This window comes from Streptomyces sp. WAC 06738 (assembly GCF_003945505.1).
In the GTDB taxonomy this organism is placed as follows: domain Bacteria; phylum Actinomycetota; class Actinomycetes; order Streptomycetales; family Streptomycetaceae; genus Streptomyces.
On sequence record NZ_CP029618.1, the window covers coordinates 6915345 to 6932145 of the forward strand.

16 protein-coding genes are annotated in these 16801 nt (G+C 75.2%); 11 read left to right on the forward strand and 5 right to left on the reverse strand.

Annotated elements, in window-relative coordinates:
* The first annotated feature begins 9 nt into the window (after nucleotides 1–9).
* Genes DMB38_RS30195 through DMB38_RS30220 form a run of 6 tightly spaced genes read left to right on the forward strand, consistent with a single transcriptional unit; the run spans nucleotide 10 to nucleotide 4040 of the window.
* A complete protein-coding gene (locus tag DMB38_RS30195) occupies nucleotides 10–282 on the forward strand; it encodes a hypothetical protein (protein WP_173534898.1) in 273 nt (90 codons plus the stop codon).
* Nucleotides 279–668: a helix-turn-helix domain-containing protein gene (locus tag DMB38_RS30200; protein ID WP_125937800.1), complete on the forward strand. Its 390-nt coding sequence runs from the start codon at nucleotides 279–281 to the stop codon at nucleotides 666–668. The genes DMB38_RS30195 and DMB38_RS30200 overlap by 4 nt, the downstream gene beginning before the upstream one ends.
* Before the next feature lie 56 nt (nucleotides 669–724).
* Complete coding sequence (uraD, locus tag DMB38_RS30205; protein ID WP_125937801.1) at nucleotides 725–1237, forward strand: 2-oxo-4-hydroxy-4-carboxy-5-ureidoimidazoline decarboxylase; 513 nt, start codon at nucleotides 725–727, stop codon at nucleotides 1235–1237.
* 2 nt (nucleotides 1238–1239) lie between these two features.
* Nucleotides 1240–1641, forward strand: coding sequence for a hydroxyisourate hydrolase (uraH, locus tag DMB38_RS30210; RefSeq protein WP_125937802.1), 402 nt, complete (start codon nucleotides 1240–1242; stop codon nucleotides 1639–1641).
* Between the two features lie 3 nt (nucleotides 1642–1644).
* The gene (gene pucL / locus DMB38_RS30215; protein ID WP_125937803.1) at nucleotides 1645–2622 is read left to right on the forward strand and encodes a factor-independent urate hydroxylase; all 978 of its coding nucleotides are present in this window, start codon (nucleotides 1645–1647) and stop codon (nucleotides 2620–2622) included.
* Between the two features lie 41 nt (nucleotides 2623–2663).
* Complete coding sequence (locus DMB38_RS30220) at nucleotides 2664–4040, forward strand: 8-oxoguanine deaminase (protein ID WP_125937804.1); 1377 nt, start codon at nucleotides 2664–2666, stop codon at nucleotides 4038–4040.
* A gap of 247 nt (nucleotides 4041–4287) precedes the next feature.
* On the opposite strand, the gene DMB38_RS30225 is transcribed toward DMB38_RS30220, so the two are convergent.
* From DMB38_RS30225 to DMB38_RS30240, 4 genes are all read right to left on the reverse strand, one after another.
* Nucleotides 4288–5061 (reverse strand): SIS domain-containing protein, encoded by a 774-nt coding sequence (locus tag DMB38_RS30225; protein WP_125937805.1) that lies wholly within the window; start codon nucleotides 5059–5061, stop codon nucleotides 4288–4290.
* Between the two features lie 64 nt (nucleotides 5062–5125).
* A complete protein-coding gene (gene aceB, locus DMB38_RS30230; RefSeq protein WP_125937806.1) occupies nucleotides 5126–6727 on the reverse strand; it encodes a malate synthase A in 1602 nt (533 codons plus the stop codon).
* Nucleotides 6728–6893: 166 nt separating this feature from the next.
* Entirely contained in the window at nucleotides 6894–7547 is a 654-nt protein-coding gene (locus tag DMB38_RS30235; protein WP_125937807.1) for an NTP transferase domain-containing protein, read from the reverse strand.
* A gap of 56 nt (nucleotides 7548–7603) precedes the next feature.
* Complete coding sequence (locus DMB38_RS30240; protein ID WP_125937808.1) at nucleotides 7604–8395, reverse strand: IclR family transcriptional regulator; 792 nt, start codon at nucleotides 8393–8395, stop codon at nucleotides 7604–7606.
* A gap of 174 nt (nucleotides 8396–8569) precedes the next feature.
* Between DMB38_RS30240 and allB the strand changes: the two genes are divergently transcribed.
* A complete protein-coding gene (allB, locus tag DMB38_RS30245; RefSeq protein WP_125937809.1) occupies nucleotides 8570–9931 on the forward strand; it encodes an allantoinase AllB in 1362 nt (453 codons plus the stop codon).
* Nucleotides 9928–11019, forward strand: coding sequence for an allantoicase (gene alc / locus DMB38_RS30250; protein WP_125937810.1), 1092 nt, complete (start codon nucleotides 9928–9930; stop codon nucleotides 11017–11019). Before allB ends, alc begins: the two co-directional genes overlap by 4 nt.
* Nucleotides 11020–11103: 84 nt before the next feature.
* On the opposite strand, the gene DMB38_RS30255 is transcribed toward alc, so the two are convergent.
* Nucleotides 11104–13812, reverse strand: coding sequence for a beta-N-acetylglucosaminidase domain-containing protein (locus DMB38_RS30255; protein WP_125937811.1), 2709 nt, complete (start codon nucleotides 13810–13812; stop codon nucleotides 11104–11106).
* 247 nt (nucleotides 13813–14059) lie between these two features.
* Between DMB38_RS30255 and DMB38_RS30260 the strand changes: the two genes are divergently transcribed.
* From DMB38_RS30260 to DMB38_RS30270, 3 genes are all read left to right on the forward strand, one after another.
* Nucleotides 14060–15031: a sugar kinase gene (locus DMB38_RS30260; RefSeq protein WP_125937812.1), complete on the forward strand. Its 972-nt coding sequence runs from the start codon at nucleotides 14060–14062 to the stop codon at nucleotides 15029–15031.
* Between the two features lie 111 nt (nucleotides 15032–15142).
* Nucleotides 15143–15763: a bifunctional 4-hydroxy-2-oxoglutarate aldolase/2-dehydro-3-deoxy-phosphogluconate aldolase gene (eda, locus tag DMB38_RS30265; protein ID WP_125937813.1), complete on the forward strand. Its 621-nt coding sequence runs from the start codon at nucleotides 15143–15145 to the stop codon at nucleotides 15761–15763.
* A gap of 36 nt (nucleotides 15764–15799) precedes the next feature.
* Complete coding sequence (locus tag DMB38_RS30270) at nucleotides 15800–16792, forward strand: hypothetical protein (protein ID WP_125937814.1); 993 nt, start codon at nucleotides 15800–15802, stop codon at nucleotides 16790–16792.
* Nucleotides 16793–16801: the final 9 nt, after the last annotated feature.

Sequence of the window (16801 nt, forward strand, 5' to 3'; positions counted from 1 at the left end):
GCTGCTCGGATGCGACTCAGGGTGGAGTTCACGACCGAGCCGTTCGACCTGGAGGAGCCGCCGCCGCACGCGGTGGCGGCCCGGGATCTGGTGGAGTCGGCGGACCTCGACGCCGTCGACGTCGGCCCCTTCGGCAACAGCGCCGAGGGTGGCGCGGAGGTCGTGCTCGACGCGGTGGACGAACTGCTGCGCAGATCGCTGGCGTCCGGCGCCACCCGGATCTCACTGCAGGTGAGCGTCGTCGGGGGCGCGCCGGAGGAGCCGGGGAAGGCCGGCGCATGACGGAGCCCGCGGACCACCCGTTCGTCGCCGCGGTCAAGCCGCTGGTCGACGCGATGGGCGGGGAGATGGTCCCGCCGGAGGCGGCGGCGGGCGACGATGTCGTGCTGTCCTGGGAGGGCCGCCCGGCCGTGGCGGTCCGGCTGCCCCATCTGGCGGACTCGCTCGACCACATGCTGGCGGAGCTGGAGCGCCGCCACGGCGTGCCGCTCGCGCAGCTCGACCGCAAGGCGAAGCAGCAGGTCGTACGGGTCCTGGAGGCCCGCGGCGCGTTCTCCGTACGGCACGGGGTGGAGACGGTGGCCGGCGCGCTGGGCGTCAGCAGGTTCACCATCTACAACTACCTGAACAGGGAAGCCGGGCAGGGTCCGCCGCGCGAGGGCGGCTGACCGGAAAATTCAACAAACTGTTGACGCGATGCGCCGGGGGCTCATAGCTTGCGGCTGTGACTTCGCGCGTTCCGCCGGGCCTCGCCCGGCTCAACTCCGCCGACGACCGGGCCGTTGCCGCGCTGCTGCACGAGGTGTGCGCGGCGGGCCCCTGGATCGCGGCCGTGGCCGCGGGCCGCCCCTACCCGGACCCCGCGCACCTGTACGCCGCCGCCGAGGCGGCGCTCGCCGCGCTCGACGAGGCGGGGCTGGCCGAGGCGATGGCCGGGCACCCGCCCATCGGCCGGCCGGCGCCGGGCGACCCGGCCTCCGCGCGCGAGCAGCGGGGCATGGCGGGGGCGCCGGAGGAACTGCGGGCGGAGCTGCGCGAGCTGAACCTCGCGTACCAGGAGCGGTTCGGGCACGTCTTCCTCATCTGCGCGACCGGCCTCGGCGCCGTACGGATGCGCGACGCGCTGCGCGCGCGCCTCGGCAACGCGCCGGAGCGGGAGCGGGAGATCGCGCGCGGCGAGCTGGGCAAGATCAACCGTATCCGGCTGACCCGCCTCGTCGAAGCAGAAGGAGCCTGACCATGAGCGTCGGCGCCGCCTCCGTCTCCACGCACATCCTGGACACCAGCCTCGGCCGCCCCGCGGCCGGGGTCGCCGTCGAACTCTCCGTCAGGACCGGCGGTACGGGCGACGGGGACGCCGGCGGCTGGACGGCCCACGCCACCTCCGCCACCGACGCCGACGGCCGCGTCCGGGACCTCCCGGCGCTGCCGGCGGGCACCACCCACGTACGGCTGGTCTTCGCCACCGGCCCGTACCTCAGCGAACCAGCAGCCGAGGACCGGCAGGACGCCCCCGCGCACCGGGACGGCGGCGCGTTCTTCCCGGAGGTGGCGGTGGTCTTCGCCGTCGCCTCCGGCGAGCATTACCACGTGCCGCTGCTGCTCACCCCGTTCGGCTACTCCGTATACCGAGGGAGCTAGCAGATGGCAGACCGCCCCGCGCGCGCCGCGCGCCCCGCCGTGCTCGGCCGCAACCAGTACGGCAAGGCCGAGACCCGCGTCGTCAAGGTCACCCGCGACGGCGACACCCACCACGTCCGCGACCTCAACGTCTCGGTCGCGCTGGCCGGTGACATGGACGAGGTCCACTACTCCGGCACCAACACCCACGTGCTCCCCACCGACACCACCAAGAACACCGTCTTCGCCTTCGCCAAGCGGTACGGCATCGAGTCCCCCGAGGCGTTCGCGGTCCACCTCGCCCGGCACTTCACCACCACCCAGGAGGCGATACACCGCGCCCGCATCCGCGTCGAGGAGTACGCCTGGGAGCGGATCGACGCGCCCTCCCCCGCCGGCTACGCCCTCACTGGCGGGGGTACCCCCACTCGCCACTCCTTCGTACGCCGCGGCCGGGAGACCCGCCTCGCCCAGGTGACCTACGACGGCGAGCGCTTCGAAGTCCTCGGCGGCCTCAAGGACCTGGTGGTCATGAACACCACCGCCTCGGAGTTCTGGGGCTACGCCAAGGACGCGTACACGACGCTCCGGGAGGACTACGACCGCATCCTCGCCACCGAGGTCTCCGCCTGGTGGCGGCACCGCTGGACCGGCACGGCGGGTACGGCCGGCGCCGAGCCGCCCGCCTGGGACGAGTCGTACGAGCAGACCGCGAAGCACCTCGTGACCGCCTTCGCCGACACCTACTCGCTCTCGCTCCAGCAGAGCCTGTACGCCATGGGCGCGCGGGTCGTCGAACACCGACCGGAGATCGAGGAGATCCGCTTCTCCCTGCCCAACAAGCACCACTTCCGGGTCGACCTGGAGCCCTTCGGGCTGAAGAACGACGCCGCGGACGGCGCCGTCTACTTCGCCGCCGACCGCCCGTACGGTCTGATCGAGGCGACCGTCCTGCGCGCCGGGGCGAACGCCCGGATCCCCGACGACATGACCAACCTCTGACCGCCGGCCACCCGCCGCCGGTGAAGGAAGCCGAGGAACCCATGGCAGCACGCCGCACCGTCGTCGAGAACTGCGCGATCGCCACCGTGGACGCGGCGGGCACGGAGTACGCCTCCGGGCACGTCGTCGTCGCGGACAACCGGATCGAGTCCGTGGGCGCGGGCCCGGCGCCGGCCGGGCTCGCCGGCGTGGCGCGCCGGATCGACGCCGCGGGACACCTGGCCACGCCCGGACTCGTCAACACCCACCACCACTTCTACCAGTGGCTCACCCGCGGCCTCGCCCAGGACGCCAACCTCTTCGACTGGCTCGTCGCCCTCTACCCCACGTGGGCGCGTATCGACGAGCCGATGTGCCACGCGGCGGCGCAGGGCTCGCTGGCGGTGCTCGCGCGCGGCGGCGTGACCACCGCGATGGACCACCACTACGTCTACCCGCGCGGCGCCGGCGACCTCTCCGGCGCCATCATCCGCGCCGCGCGCGAGACGGGCCTGCGCTTCACCTTCGCCCGCGGCTCGATGGACCTCGGCGAGACGGCCGGCGGACTGCCGCCGGACTTCGCGGTCGAGACCCTGGACGGCGCGCTCGCGGGCACGGAGGCGGTCATCGACGCGCACCACGACCCGTCGTACGACGCGATGGTGCAGGTCGCGGCGGCGCCGTGCTCGCCGTTCTCCATCTCCACGGAACTGCTGCGCGAGGGCGCGGAACTGGGCCGCCGCAAGGGCGTGCGGCTGCACACGCACGGCAGCGAGACGGTGGAGGAGGAGAAGTTCTGCCACGAGCGGTTCGGGATGGGCCCGACGGCCTACTTCGAATCCACGGGGTGGCTGGGCGACGACGTGTGGATGGCCCACTGCGTCCACATGACCGACGCCGACATCGCCGCCTTCGCCCGTACGCGCACGGGCGTCGCCCACTGCCCCTCGTCCAACGCCCGCCTGGCCGCGGGCATCGCCCGCGTCCCGGACATGCTGGCGGCGGGCATCCCGGTCGGCCTGGGCGTGGACGGCAGCGCGTCGAACGAGTCCGGCGAACTCCACACGGAGCTGCGCAACGCGCTGCTGATCAACAGGCTGGGCGCGCACCGGGAGAAGGCCCTGACGGCCCGCCAGGCCCTGCGCCTGGCCACGTACGGCGGCGCCCAGGTCCTGGGCCGCGAGGACGCGATCGGCTCCCTGGAGCCGGGCAAGCTGGCGGACCTGGTGCTGTGGAAACTCGACGGCCTGGCCCACGCCTCGATCGCGGACCCGGTGGCGGCCCTGGTTCTGGGCGCGCCTGCGCCGGTGACGCTGTCGCTGGCCGACGGAAAGCCGGTGGTGGAGGAGGGCCGGCTGGTGACGGTCGACGAGGAGTCGGTGGCGGCGAAGACGAGGGAAGAGGCCGTAAGACTGGCGCGGCTGGCGAACGGCGCCTGAGGAGAACCCACAGACTCCCGGCCGGGGGGACGGCCCCGGCCGGGACCGGGACTGGGGGCGGGGGTGGGACCGGGCGTGCGGTCAGGGGAGGGGCGGAGCCGCGGTGAAACCCGCGTGGGGGGGTTTGGGGGCGCAGCCCCCGGTTGGGGCTTGGGCGGCCCCGCCCGCTCCGGGGGTCTCGGGGGCGGAGCCCCCGAGTGTCGGGAAGGGGCGGGTCAGGGGAACAACCCCCCGCCCCGCGCCCCCGCTACAGCTCCGGGACGCGGCCCCCGTAGCGGGTGAAGTTGCGGCGGTTCGCCTCGTCCCCGCCCGGGACGTTCGCACTCACCCACCGCGGCAGCTCCACCCCGCGCTCCGCCGCCCGCTCGTCCAGCTCCGCCAGCAGCAGCGCCCACGTGTACGCCCCCAGCACCGTCGACACCGCCGCCGTGCGCGGCGACTCCTGGGGGTGCACCACGTCGCCCGGCGGCACCCGCGTGTCCAGCACCACCGTCGCGTGGTCCGCCAGCCGCGTGCTCGACCGCGCCGTCGCGCTCGCCGACGCCGGCATCGACGTCACCGCCACCACCGGCACCCCCCGTGCCATGCACTCCTGCGCGATCTCCACCGGATACGGGTTCCGGCCGCTGGTGGAGAAGACCACCACCACGTCCTGCGGCCCCGGCTTCACCCGCTCCACCGTCGCCCGCCCCGAGCCCGGCCGCCGCTCCGCGGCCGTGCTCGCCGTCGCGCCGTTCAGCGGCAGGATCTCCGGGTCCCACACGGGCCGTACGCAGGCCAGCCCGCCCGCCCGGTAGAACGTCTCGCAGACCATCGCCAGCGAGTGCCCGGCCCCGGCCGCGTACACCAGGCCGCCCGCGGCGACGGCGTCCAGGATCAGCGTGGCGGCGTCCGCGACCGCCGTCCCGGAGGTCCGGTCGAGGTCGTCGAGCAGCCCGCGGAAGCGGCCGGCCACGGCGGCGCGGGCACCGCCGCCGGAGGCACCGGAGGGGCCGGGGGAGTCGTGTGTGTCGTCGGTCATGGCAGCATGCGACCACGCGAGGGCCACGCTCCGCCAGAGGGTGCCGGCGGCCGGGGCGGGCGCGTCAGTCCAGGAGTTCGTACGCGGGCAGCGTCAGGAAGTCCGCGTAGTCCGCGTCCAGCGACACCCGCAGCAGCAGGTCGTGGGCCTGCTGCCACCGCCCCGCCGCGAACGCCTCGGCCCCCAGCTCCGCGCGGATGTCCGCGAGTTCGTCCGCCGCGATCCGCCGCACCAGTTCCTCCGTCACCGCCCGGCCGTCGTCGAAGACGACGCCCGCGTTGATCCACTGCCAGATCTGCGACCGCGAGATCTCCGCCGTGGCGGCGTCCTCCATGAGGTTGAAGATGGCCACCGCGCCCATGCCGCGCAGCCACGCCTCGATGTAACGGATGCCCACCTGCACGGCGTTGACCAGCCCCGGGTACGTCGGCCTCGCGTCCAGGGAGTCGACGGCGATCAGGTCGGCGGCGGCCACGGACACGTCCTCGCGCAGCCGGTCCTTCTGGTGCGGCCGCTCCCCGAGCACCGCGTCGAACGACTCCATGGCGAGGGGCACCAGGTCCGGGTGCGCGACCCAGGAGCCGTCGAAGCCGTCGTGCGCCTCGCGGTCCTTGTCCGCCTTGACCTTCTCGAACGCCACCTCGTTCACCTCGGGGTCGCGCCGGGAGGGGATGAAGGCGGCCATGCCGCCGATGGCGTGCGCGCCGCGCTTGTGGCAGGTGCGGACGAGGAGTTCGGTGTAGGCGCGCATGAAGGGTGCCGTCATCGTGACGGCGTTGCGGTCGGGGAGGACGAACTTCGCGCCGCCGTCGCGGAAGTTCTTCACGATCGAGAAGAGGTAGTCCCAGCGGCCGGCGTTGAGGCCGGAGGCGTGGTCGCGCAGCTCGTAGAGGATCTCCTCCATCTCGTACGCGGCGGTGATGGTCTCGATGAGGACGGTGGCCCGCACGGTGCCCTGCGGGATGCCGCAGTAGTCCTGGGCGAAGACGAACACCTCGTTCCACAGGCGCGCTTCGAGGTGCGACTCGGTCTTCGGCAGGTAGAAGTACGGGCCCTTGCCGAGGTCGAGGAGCCGCCGGGCGTTGTGGAAGAAGTAGAGCCCGAAGTCGGCCAGCGCGCCCGGCACGGGGCGGCCGTCGACGGTCAGGTGGCGCTCGTCCAGGTGCCAGCCGCGGGGCCGGGCGACGACGGTCGCCAGCTCCGCGGCGGGCCGGAGGGCGTAGGACTTGCCGGACGCGGGGTCGGTGAAGTCGATGTGGCGCTCGTAGGCGTCGATGAGGTTGGCCTGGCCGCCGATGACGTTCGCCCAGGTGGGCGCGGAGGCGTCCTCGAAGTCGGCGAGCCAGACCCGGGCGCCGGAGTTGAGGGCGTTGATCGTCATCTTGCGGTCGGTGGGGCCGGTGATCTCCACCCGGCGGTCCTCCAGCGCGGGCGGGGCGGGGGCGACGCGCCAGGTGTCGTCGGCGCGGACGGCCGCGGTCTCGGGGAGGAAGTCGAGGGTCGCGGTGCGCGCGATGGCGGCGCGGCGTTCGGCGCGGCGGGCGAGGAGTTCGTCGCGGCGGGGGGTGAACCGGCGGTGGAGTTCGCCGAGGAAGGCGAGGGCGGCGTCGGTGAGGACGTCGTCCTGGCCGGGCGCGGGCTCGGTGGCGGCGACGACTGCGGACATGGCTGTCACTCCTTGGCGGCACGGGGTGCCGGGCGCAGCGGAACGTGGCGTGGGCGGCCGGAAGCGCATTCCGAACCCTTCTGGCCTGTGGAGAATAGTTTCCTTATGCCGGAAGTTCAACGGTCTGTTGACGTCGAGAGGCTTTTCGGTACGGGCCGAGCGGCGCTCAGTGCCAGCCTGCCCGCGGCTCGTCGAGCAGCGCCAGATCCGCGGGGGTGTCCACGTCGTCGGGCGCCGCGACGTCGCCGCACTCCACCAGCGCCAGCTCCCCCCGGCGCGCCGCGCTGGCCAGCACGTCGCGGGCGCCCCGGTCGCCGGTGGCGCCCGCCGCGGCCTCCGGCCAGCGCGGGCGGCCCAGCAGCACCGGGTGGCCGCGCACCCCGTCGTACGTGGCCGCCGCCAACTCCGCGCCGCCGGCGGCGTACGCGGCGACCACGCGCGCGACCGCCGCGGGCCCGACGCGCGGCTGGTCCACCAGGAGCACCACCACCGCCGCGGCGGCGGTCGGCTCCAGCGACGCCAGACCGGCGCGCAGCGACGAGCCCATGCCCGACTCCCAGTCCGGGTTGGACACCGGTACGCAGCCGGCCAGCCGCGCCCCGGCCCGTACCGCCTCCTCCGCCGCGCCCAGCACCACGTGCACCGGCGCGCAGCCGGCCGCCCGCAGCACTCCGGCCGCCCGCTCCACCAGCGGCCGCCCTGCGGGACCGGCCGGCAGCAGCGCCTTGGGCCGCCCGCCGAGCCGCCGCCCGCCGCCCGCGGCGAGGAGCAGCCCGGCGACCGCGGGGCCGCTGCCGGAGGGTCCGGTGGCCGCGCTCATCCGAAGCGTCCGTTTCCGGTGGTGTGCCGCGTCACGAGGGCCGTCCCGCCGCGCCGTCAGTCCGCGCCCGCGGTCGCGTCCGTCAGTGCCGCCGACAACTCCCGCGCGACCTCCTGGAGCACCGGCACGATCCGCTCCGTCGCCGCCTCGGTCACCCGGCCCGCGGGCCCGGAGATCGAGACCGCCGCCGCCGTGGGCGCGTCCGGCACCGCGACGGCCAGGCAGCGCACGCCCATCTCCTGCTCGTTGTCGTCCACCGCGTAGCCGTCCGCGCGGACGGCGGCCAGCGCCTTGAGGAAGACGTCCGCCGAGGTGATCGTCTTCTCGGTCGCCGCCGGCATGCCGGTACGGGCCAGCAGGGCCCGTACCTCCTCGTCCGGCAGGTGCGCGAGCAGCGCCTTGCCCACCCCGGTCGAGTGCGGCAGCACCCGCCGCCCGACCTCGGTGAACATCCGCATCGAGTGCCGCGACGGCACCTGCGCGACGTACACGGCCTCGTCGCCGTCGAGCAGCGCCATGTTCGCGGTCTCGCCGGTCTCCTCCACCAGCCGCGCCAGATGCGGCCGCGCCCAGGTGCCGAGCAGCCGGGACGCGCTCTCGCCGAGCCGGATCAGCCGCGGGCCCAGCGCGTAGCGGCGGTTGGGCTGCTGGCGTACGTAGCCGGTGGCGACCAGGGTCCGCATGAGGCGGTGGATGGTCGGCAGCGGCAGCCCGCTGCTGCCCGCCAGCTCGCTCAGCCCCACCTCGCCGCCCGCGTCGGCCATCCGTTCCAGCAGGTCGAAGGCGCGCTCCAGCGACTGGACGCCGCCGCCTGCGGGCGGCCTGGGCTCATCGGTGCTGCGGGGCACGTTCGCGGTTCCTTCCGTACGGGTGCGACCGCAGCTTAACGGTCCGGAATCCCGCTTTCAGCATGTGGAATCCGCCAAACCGCCCGCGAACCGGCCCTTGACGAGGGCGGGCACCCGCGACGACAGTGCATTTCAACAGAACGTTGAAGCTGTGGGCCGTCGAGAGGAGACCGGGTGCCGGACGCCGAACTGGTGCTGCGCTCACGCCGCGTCGTCACCCCCGAGGGCGTGCGGCCCGCCGCCGTCGCGGTCGCCGGCGGCCGGATCGCCGCCGTGCTGCCGTACGAGACGGCCCCGCCGCCCGGCGCCCGCGCCGCGGACTGCGGCGACGACGCGCTGCTCCCCGGCCTCGTCGACACCCACGTGCACGTCAACGACCCCGGCCGCACCGAGTGGGAGGGCTTCGCCACCGCCACCCGGGCCGCCGCCGCCGGCGGGATCACCACCCTGATCGACATGCCGCTCAACAGCCTGCCGCCGACCACCGACACGGAGGCGCTCGCGGTCAAGCAGGCCGTCGCCCGCCCCCGGGCGCACGTCGACGTCGGCTTCTGGGGCGGCGCCATCCCCGGCAACACCGCCGACCTCGCGCCGCTGCACGCCGCCGGCGTCTTCGGCTTCAAGTGCTTCCTCTCCCCGTCCGGCGTCGACGAGTTCCCGCGCCTCGCCGGTACGGACCTGGAGCGGGCCGCCGCCGAGGCCGCCCGCCTCGGCGCGCTGCTCATCGTCCACGCCGAGGACCCCGATGTGCTCGACGGCGCCCCGCAGGTCCCAGGACCCGGCTACGCCGGCTTCCTCGCCTCCCGCCCGCGAGCCGCCGAGAACCGGGCCGTCGCCCGGGTCGTCGCGCTCGCCGAGCGCCACGGCACCCGCGTCCACGTCCTGCACCTCTCCTCGGCCGACGCGCTGCCCGTCCTGGCCGCCGCCCGCCGCGCCGGGCTGCCCGTCACCGCCGAGACCTGCCCGCACTTCCTCACCCTCACCGCGGAGGAGATCCCGGACGGCGCCACCGAGTTCAAGTGCTGCCCGCCGATACGGGAGGCCGCCAACCGGGACCTGCTCTGGGCGGGCCTGGCCGACGGAACGATCGACTGCGTCGTCTCCGATCACTCACCGGCCACCGCCGAGCTGAAGACCGGCGACTTCGCCACCGCCTGGGGCGGCATCTCCTCCCTCCAGCTCGGCCTGCCCGCCGTCTGGACCGAGGCGCGCCGCCGCGGCCACGGGCTCGCCGACGTCGCCCGCTGGATGGCCGCGGGCCCCGCGCGGCTCGCCGGGCTCACCGCCAAGGGCGCCATCGAGCCGGGCCGCGACGCGGACTTCGCCGTCCTCGACCCCGACGCCGCCTTCACCGTCGATCCCGCGGGCCTGGAGCACAGGAACCGCGTCACCGCGTACGCGGGCCGCAGACTCCACGGCGTCGTACGCGCCACCTGGCTCCGCGGCCGCCGCATCCACCACGGCGGCGTGCACACCGAACCCCGCGGCCTCCTCCTCGGCCGTACCGACCGGGACGAAAGGCAGCAGCAGGCATGACCGCCCAGATCACCCGCTTCACCGGCGCCGCCGCCCCGTACGGCGGCGGCGACCCCTACGCCGACTACCGCACCGCCGACTTCGCCTTCGCCGCGCTGCCGGACCTCGCCGACCGGCGCCTCGGCGGCGCGGTGATCGCCGCGAACGACGAGTTCTTCGCCCCGCGCGAGAACCTGCTGCTGCCGGAGCGGGCGGAGTTCGACCCGGCGGCGTTCGGGCACAAGGGCAAGGTCATGGACGGCTGGGAGACCAGGCGTCGCCGCGGCGCCTCCGCCGGGGCCCCGCACCCGGCCGCGGACGACCACGACTGGGCGCTGGTACGCCTCGGCGCCCCCGGCGTCGTACGCGGCATCGTCGTCGACACCGCCCACTTCCGCGGCAACCACCCCCGGTCCGTGAGCGTCGAGGGCGCGGAGGTTGCCGGTACGCCGTCGCCCGAGGCGCTGCTCGCGGACGGTGTGCGGTGGACGGAACTGGTGCCCCGCACGGAGGTCGGCGGCCACGCCGCGAACGGCTTCGCGGTCGCCGGGGGGCGGCGGTTCACGCATCTGCGGCTGCGCCAGCACCCCGACGGGGGCATCGCGCGCCTGCGCGTCCACGGCGAGGTCGTCCCGGACCCGGTGTGGCTGGCGGCGCTCGGCACCTTCGACCTCGTCGCGCTGGAGCACGGCGGCCGCGTCGAGGACGCCTCGGACCGCTTCTACTCCCCGCCGGTCAACACCATCAGGCCGGGCCGCTCACGGCAGATGGACGACGGCTGGGAGACGCGGCGCCGCCGCGACACCGGCCACGACTGGATCCGCTACGCGCTCGCGGGCCGCGGGGAGATCCGGGCGGTGGAGATAGACACGGCGTATCTGAAGGGCAACGCGGCGGGCTGGGCGGCGGTGTCGGTACGGGACGGGTCCGCGGGCGCGTGGACCGAGATCCTGCCCCGCACCCGCCTCCAGCCGGACACCAACCACCGCTTCGTGCTGCCCGCCGCGGCGGTCGGCACCCACGCGCGTATCGACATCCATCCGGACGGGGGGATTTCGCGGCTGCGGCTGCACGGGAGCCTGGCGCCGGAGGGCGGCGGGGCCGGGTGAGGGGGACGGGTGAGGGGCGGACGGTCCCGTGACCGGCGGCGGCCCGGCGACCGCGTCAGGTCGCCGCCGGGCCGCCGCCGCGCTTCAGCTTCCGGCCACCCCCACGTCCGTGATCTGCGGCACGGCCCCGCCGCCCGACCAGCGCAGCCTCACCTCCGCCACCGCCCCGCCCGGTACGCGGAGTTCGGTGTACGCGCCGGCCAGCGTGCCCGCCGTACGCCACGGGCCGTCCGGCTCGTTGCGTATCTCCACCGTCGCGCCCGCGTTCGGCGCGTCCTGCGGGCGGAGCACGATCAGGGACTTCGCCGCGCGCGGCTCCGCGAAGCGGATGTCCAGCGACTCGCCCGCCTGCGGCGCCCGCGCGGCGCGGTAGACGGAGGCGGTGTCGCCGTCCGCCGCGGCGGCCAGGGAGCTGCCCTCGGCCGCCGGCGGACCGCCGGACGTCGTGGCGGGGCCGCCGCCGGCGACGGTGAACTCCCGTACCACCAGCCAGTTGCCCTGCGCCGCCGTCGACCTGGCGCGCACGTACCGCGCCTTCGTGCCCTCGGGCGCCGTCGCCTCGACGTCCGGCGTACCGGAGAACGAAGCCAGCTCCTTCCAGGTCTCGCCGTCGGCCGAGTACTCCAGCACGCCCTGGTGGAGATAGTCGTTCGGGCTGCCGGACTTCGCCATCGCCAGCCCGACCTCGCCGATCTCCCGCTCGCCGTGCAGGTCCACGCTCACCCACGAGCCGGCGCGCGGCGCCCCGTCGCTCCAGAAGAACGTCGAGTCGTCGCCGTCCGTCATCCGGTCCACGGTGTTGCCCTGGTACGTACCGAGGTTCGTCGCGCCCTTCGGCCGCGGGGGCAGCCCCAGCGCGCGGTCGTGCGCCGCCGCGGCGTCCGCGACGAAGGCGTCCAGCACGCCCTCGCCGACGACGACCTTCACCTCGCGCCCGCCGAGCCCCGTGTAGATGTGCGACGTGGCCTGGTCCACCAGCTCCGGCAGCCGCTGCCGCAGCCGCCAGGCGCGCTCGCCGTCGCCGTCGCGGGCGGCCTCGACCATCCGCAGGGCGGTGCGGGTCGCGGTGCCCCAGTCGCGGGTCGCGTCCAGCCAGGGACCCGACTCGTCGACGAAGGCCCGGTCGGGCAGCCGGTCGCGGAGCACGCCCGGCGCGGCCTCCAGGGCGGCCAGCGCGTCGTCCAGGGCGTCTTCTCCGCCGCGGTCCCAGTACGCGGCGATGGCCGCCGACAGCTCCGGCGCCTGGCCGGGGTTGAGCGCCGAGCCGTACGAGGCGTCGGCGAAGGCCCGGAGCGCGGCGGTCGTGTGCCGGTCGCCGCCCGCCAGCTCGGCGAGCGCCCCGGCCCAGGACTTCCGCGCGTCGTACGCGGCGTCGTTCCAGGCGAAGTCCGCGACCGTGTAGAGCGCGATCTTCGACGCGGCGGCCTGGTTCATCGGGTTGGCCGTGATCCCCGCCAGCTCGCCTGGCAGCCCCTTCTCCCGGCCGTTGAACGGGCCGAGCAGCAGCCGCTGCTGCGCGTAGTCGTTGACCGGGTAGTTGTCCCAGGTGAGGATCGGGTGGCCGAAGACCTCGCGGGCGTCGCGCGCCTGCGCGACCGTCATCACGGGCGCGACGACGCCGATGCCGGTCCACTCCACCAGCACGTCATCGTCCAACTGCTCGGCGAGCGCCTTCTTGTACGGGGACGGGGTGGTGTCGTAGTACTCCGTCGGCACCATCTGCAGCGGCTCGGCGCCGTCGTGGGTGCGGACGAACTCGCGGTTGACGCGGTTGAGCAGATGCGCCTGGGCCGCGCCCGCGGCGCCGCCGCCGGTGCCGAAGCGCTCCTCGTCGGCGGCGCAGTTCCAGTCGGTGTAGCTGATGTCGTCCAGCGGCACGGCGAAGGTGCGGACGCCGATGTCCCACAGCGTCTGGAACTTGTCGTTCAGCGCCTGCACGTCCGCGTCGGAGCTGTAGCAGACCGACAGACCGGGGGAGAGGGCGTAGGTGAACTCGACGTGCTTGGCGCGGGCGCGCTCGACCAGCTCGGCGATGCGGGCGAGTTCGTCCGCCGGATACGGCTCGCGCCAGCGCTCGCGCAGGTACGGGTCGTCCTTGGGCGAGTAGACGTAGATGTTCATCTTGTGCTCGCCGTAGAACGAGAGCTGGTCCAGGCGCGATGCGTGGGACCAGGGGACGCCGTAGAAGCCCTCGATGGCGCCGCGCCAGCCGGTGCCCGGCCAGTCGCGGACGGCGGTGCCGGCGACGCGGGTGCCGGGGGAGTCGCGGTGGGGGAGGAGCTGGCGCAGGCTCTGGGCGGCGTAGTAGGTGCCGGTGGCGTCGGTGCCGGCCAGCACGATGCCGTCGCCGCCGGGGGTGCCGCCGGCCGGCTCCGCGGTGCCGGCCGCCAGGACGTAGCCGTCGGCGGGCAGCCCGGCGGGGCCCTCGACGCCGAGGGCGCCGAGGGCGGCGGCGGAGGCGGGGTTGGCGTCGGGGCCGCCGAGGTAGACGGTGAGCCCGCGGCTCTCGTCCGGGGCGGTCGCCGTGCGCCGTACGTCCTCGGCCCCCGCGTCGCGCAGCGCCTTCTCGGCGACGGCGAGCGCGGGCCCGTCGGGCTCCGGTCCGGTGACGAGGGTGACGGTGCGGGTCACGGTGACGCTGTCGGCGCGCGCCTCGACGGAGCGCGGGGTCGGGCTGATGTCGCCGGCCCTGGCCGGCGGCGGTGGTGCGCCGGCGGCCGGCGGGGCGGCGAGCGGGCTCAAGCCCAGGGCCAGGAGTACGGCGCCGACGACGGCCGGGCGGGGGACGGGCATCCGGAACCTCCGGGATCTCGGGGGTGTAGTGCACACGTCACTCAGCGTCGAGCGTCACCCCGACCGGCCCCGGAGGCAATGGACTTACCCGCGCTCCGGCATGGACTCACGTCGTCCCCGGAGCCCCGAACGGGCCGCTCGCCGGGGTCGCCCTGTGCCCCCCGCCATACCGGCGCGGGCGCCGCCCGGGATAACGTTCGGAGGACGCATCGGAGCACGAACGCGCGCCACCACCGTGGAGGAACTGATGGCGGAACCCGCACCGGAGGTGCTGACCTGCGGCGAGGCCATGCTGCTGATGCTGGCCGAGCCCGGGATGCCGCTGGCGCGCGCCGTGAACTTCCGCCGCGCCATCGGCGGCGCCGAGTCGAACGTCGCCGCCGGGCTCTCCCGGCTCGGGCACCGGGCCCGCTGGTTCGGCCGCGTCGGCGCGGACCCCGCGGGGGAGGCCGTCCTCGCCCAACTCCGCGCGGACGGCGTGGACGTGTCGTACGCGGACGTCGACCCGGACGCGCCCACCGGCATGCTGCTCCGCGACAGCCACCCGCAGCGCGCCATCGACGTGCAGTACTACCGCGCCGGCTCCGCCGCCTCCCGCCTCGCCCCCGAGCACATCAGCCCCGAGGTCGTCGAGGGCGCGCGGGTGCTGCACCTCTCCGGCATCACGCCGATCCTGTCGCCGTCCGCCGCCGAGGCGACGGTGAAGCTGGTCGAACTCGCCCACGCGGCCGGCGCCCTCGTCTCCTTCGACCCCAACGTCCGCCGCAAGCTCGCCGGACCCGAGCGCTGGGCCGAGGTCGTGGGACCGCTGCTCGCCGAGGCGGACCTGCTGCTCGCCGGCGACGACGAGCTGGAGACGCTCACCGGCGAGCCCGCCGACGCCGCCGCCGCGCGGCTGCTGCGCGGCCGTACGGACACCGTCGTGATCAAGCGCGCCGACCACACCGCCACCGCGCTCACCGCCGCCGGCGAGCGCGTCGACCAGCCGCCGTACGACGTGCGGCTCACCGACCCCGTCGGCGCCGGCGACGCCTTCGCCACCGGGTTCCTCTCCGCCCGGCTGCGGGACCTGCCGCTGGACCGCGCGCTCGCCGAGGGCGCCTGCGTCGCCGCCCTCGTCATCCAGACCGTGACCGACACCGACGGGCTGCCGACCGCGGCCGCCCGGGACCGCGCGCTCGCCGCGTTCACCTCGGGCGGCGACGCGGTCCACCGCTGAGCGCCCGGCCCGTACGAGACGTACGGCCGCACCCGCCCGGGGCAACGCGGCACCGGGCACCGCCCGGTAAGACGCCCAGAGACGCCCAGAGAGAACAGCCGGAGGAACACCGTGTACCGCTGGGAGATCACCCGGGCCGCGCTGGAACAGCGGGTCGTCGCCATCGTCCGCAGCGACACCTACGACGGTGCCGCCGCCACCGCCGACTCGCTGCTCTCCGCCGGGATCAGCAGTCTGGAGATCTCGCTCACCACGCCCTTCGCGCTGGAGCTGGTGAACTCGCTGCGCCGCGAGGTCGGTACGGAGGCGGTCATCGGCGCCGGTACGGTTCTGGACGCCGCCTCGGCGCGGCTGGCCGTCGACGCCGGCGCCCGCTACCTCGTCGCGCCCAACCTCGACGCCGGTGTGGTCGCCACCGCGCACCGCTACGGCATCCCGGTCTTCGCCGGCGTCGCCACCCCCACCGAGATGGTGCGCGCGCTGGAGCTGGGCGTGGACGTCATGAAGCTCTTCCCGGCCTCGGCGCACGAGCCGGGCTGGGTCAAGGACGTACGGGCCGCGCTGCCGCAGGCCGCGGTGCTGCCGACCGGCGGCATCTCGATCGCCGAGGCCCCCGACTGGATCGCCGCGGGCGCGGTGGCCGTCGGCATGGGCTCGGCCCTCTCCGGCGGCGACCGCGAAGAGGTGGCCAAACGCGCCACCGACCTCCTCTCCCGCCTCTCCCCGGCCTGACCGGACGACAGCGTCGCCGCGGGCGGAGGACCGACGATGGGCCACCGGGCCACCTACGTGCTGGTGCGCGACGGCGAGTGGCGGCTGTACTACTCGCACTGGGGCGCCTCCGGTCTCGACGTGCACCTGCTGGACGGCCCCGGCAGCGCGACCCGCTTCGTCACCGCCCAGCGGGAGATGGAGCGCGATGCCTGGCTCGACGACGTGTGGTGCGAGGGCGCCGCCCTGGTCGATCACGACGCGCGGGAACTGCTCTTCTTCACCTGGCACCTCGAGGGCTACGTCCACCGGCGGGCCGTGCTCACCGTGCTCGGCCGGACGTGGCCGGGGTGGCGGATCCGCTGGGCGTACGACGGGCTGGAGGACGTCGCGGCGTACGTGGGGGCGGACCCCGGGCTGGTGCGCAGCGCCCGGTCGCGGGCGGACCCGGAGCCGCCCGCGACGGCCGAGCCGGAGCCCGCCGACCCGGGGGAGGAGTCCGCGCTGGCCGTCACGGTCGCCGACGGCGACGGAATCCGCGCGTACGCCGTCTTCGAGGAGGAACTGCAGGATCTGCTGGACCGTGGCCCCGTAGTGGCCGGGCAACTGCCGCGGGCCGCGCTGACGGACCGGCTGGACACGATCCCGGCGGGCGGCCTGCACGTCGACACGGTGCGGCGCCGCGTCTGCGCCTGGACCCTGCTGTACTTCGCGGGGACGGCCGCGGCGGGGCCGCGCCGGTGGCCGGGCTGGGAGTGGACCTTCTGGGCGGACCGGTACGAGGAGCACGAGCGCGCCGCCGCGGGCGCGCTCGGCTTCGCCAGGCCCGGCCTGCGCCCCGGCGCCGCCCTGCTGGCCCAGCGGCTGGAACGGCTGGGGGAGCGCGACCCGGTCGGCGACTTCGCCCGGTTGACCGAGCGGCTGGCGGCGCAGGAAGGAGGCGGTGAGATCCGTGTCTCCCCCTGGACCGTGGCACACACCCCCACGACTCCGCTCCCGGAGGAACGCGCCCGTCTCCGTGAGGTTCTCGCCGCCCTGGCCGCGGAGTGAATCCGGGCC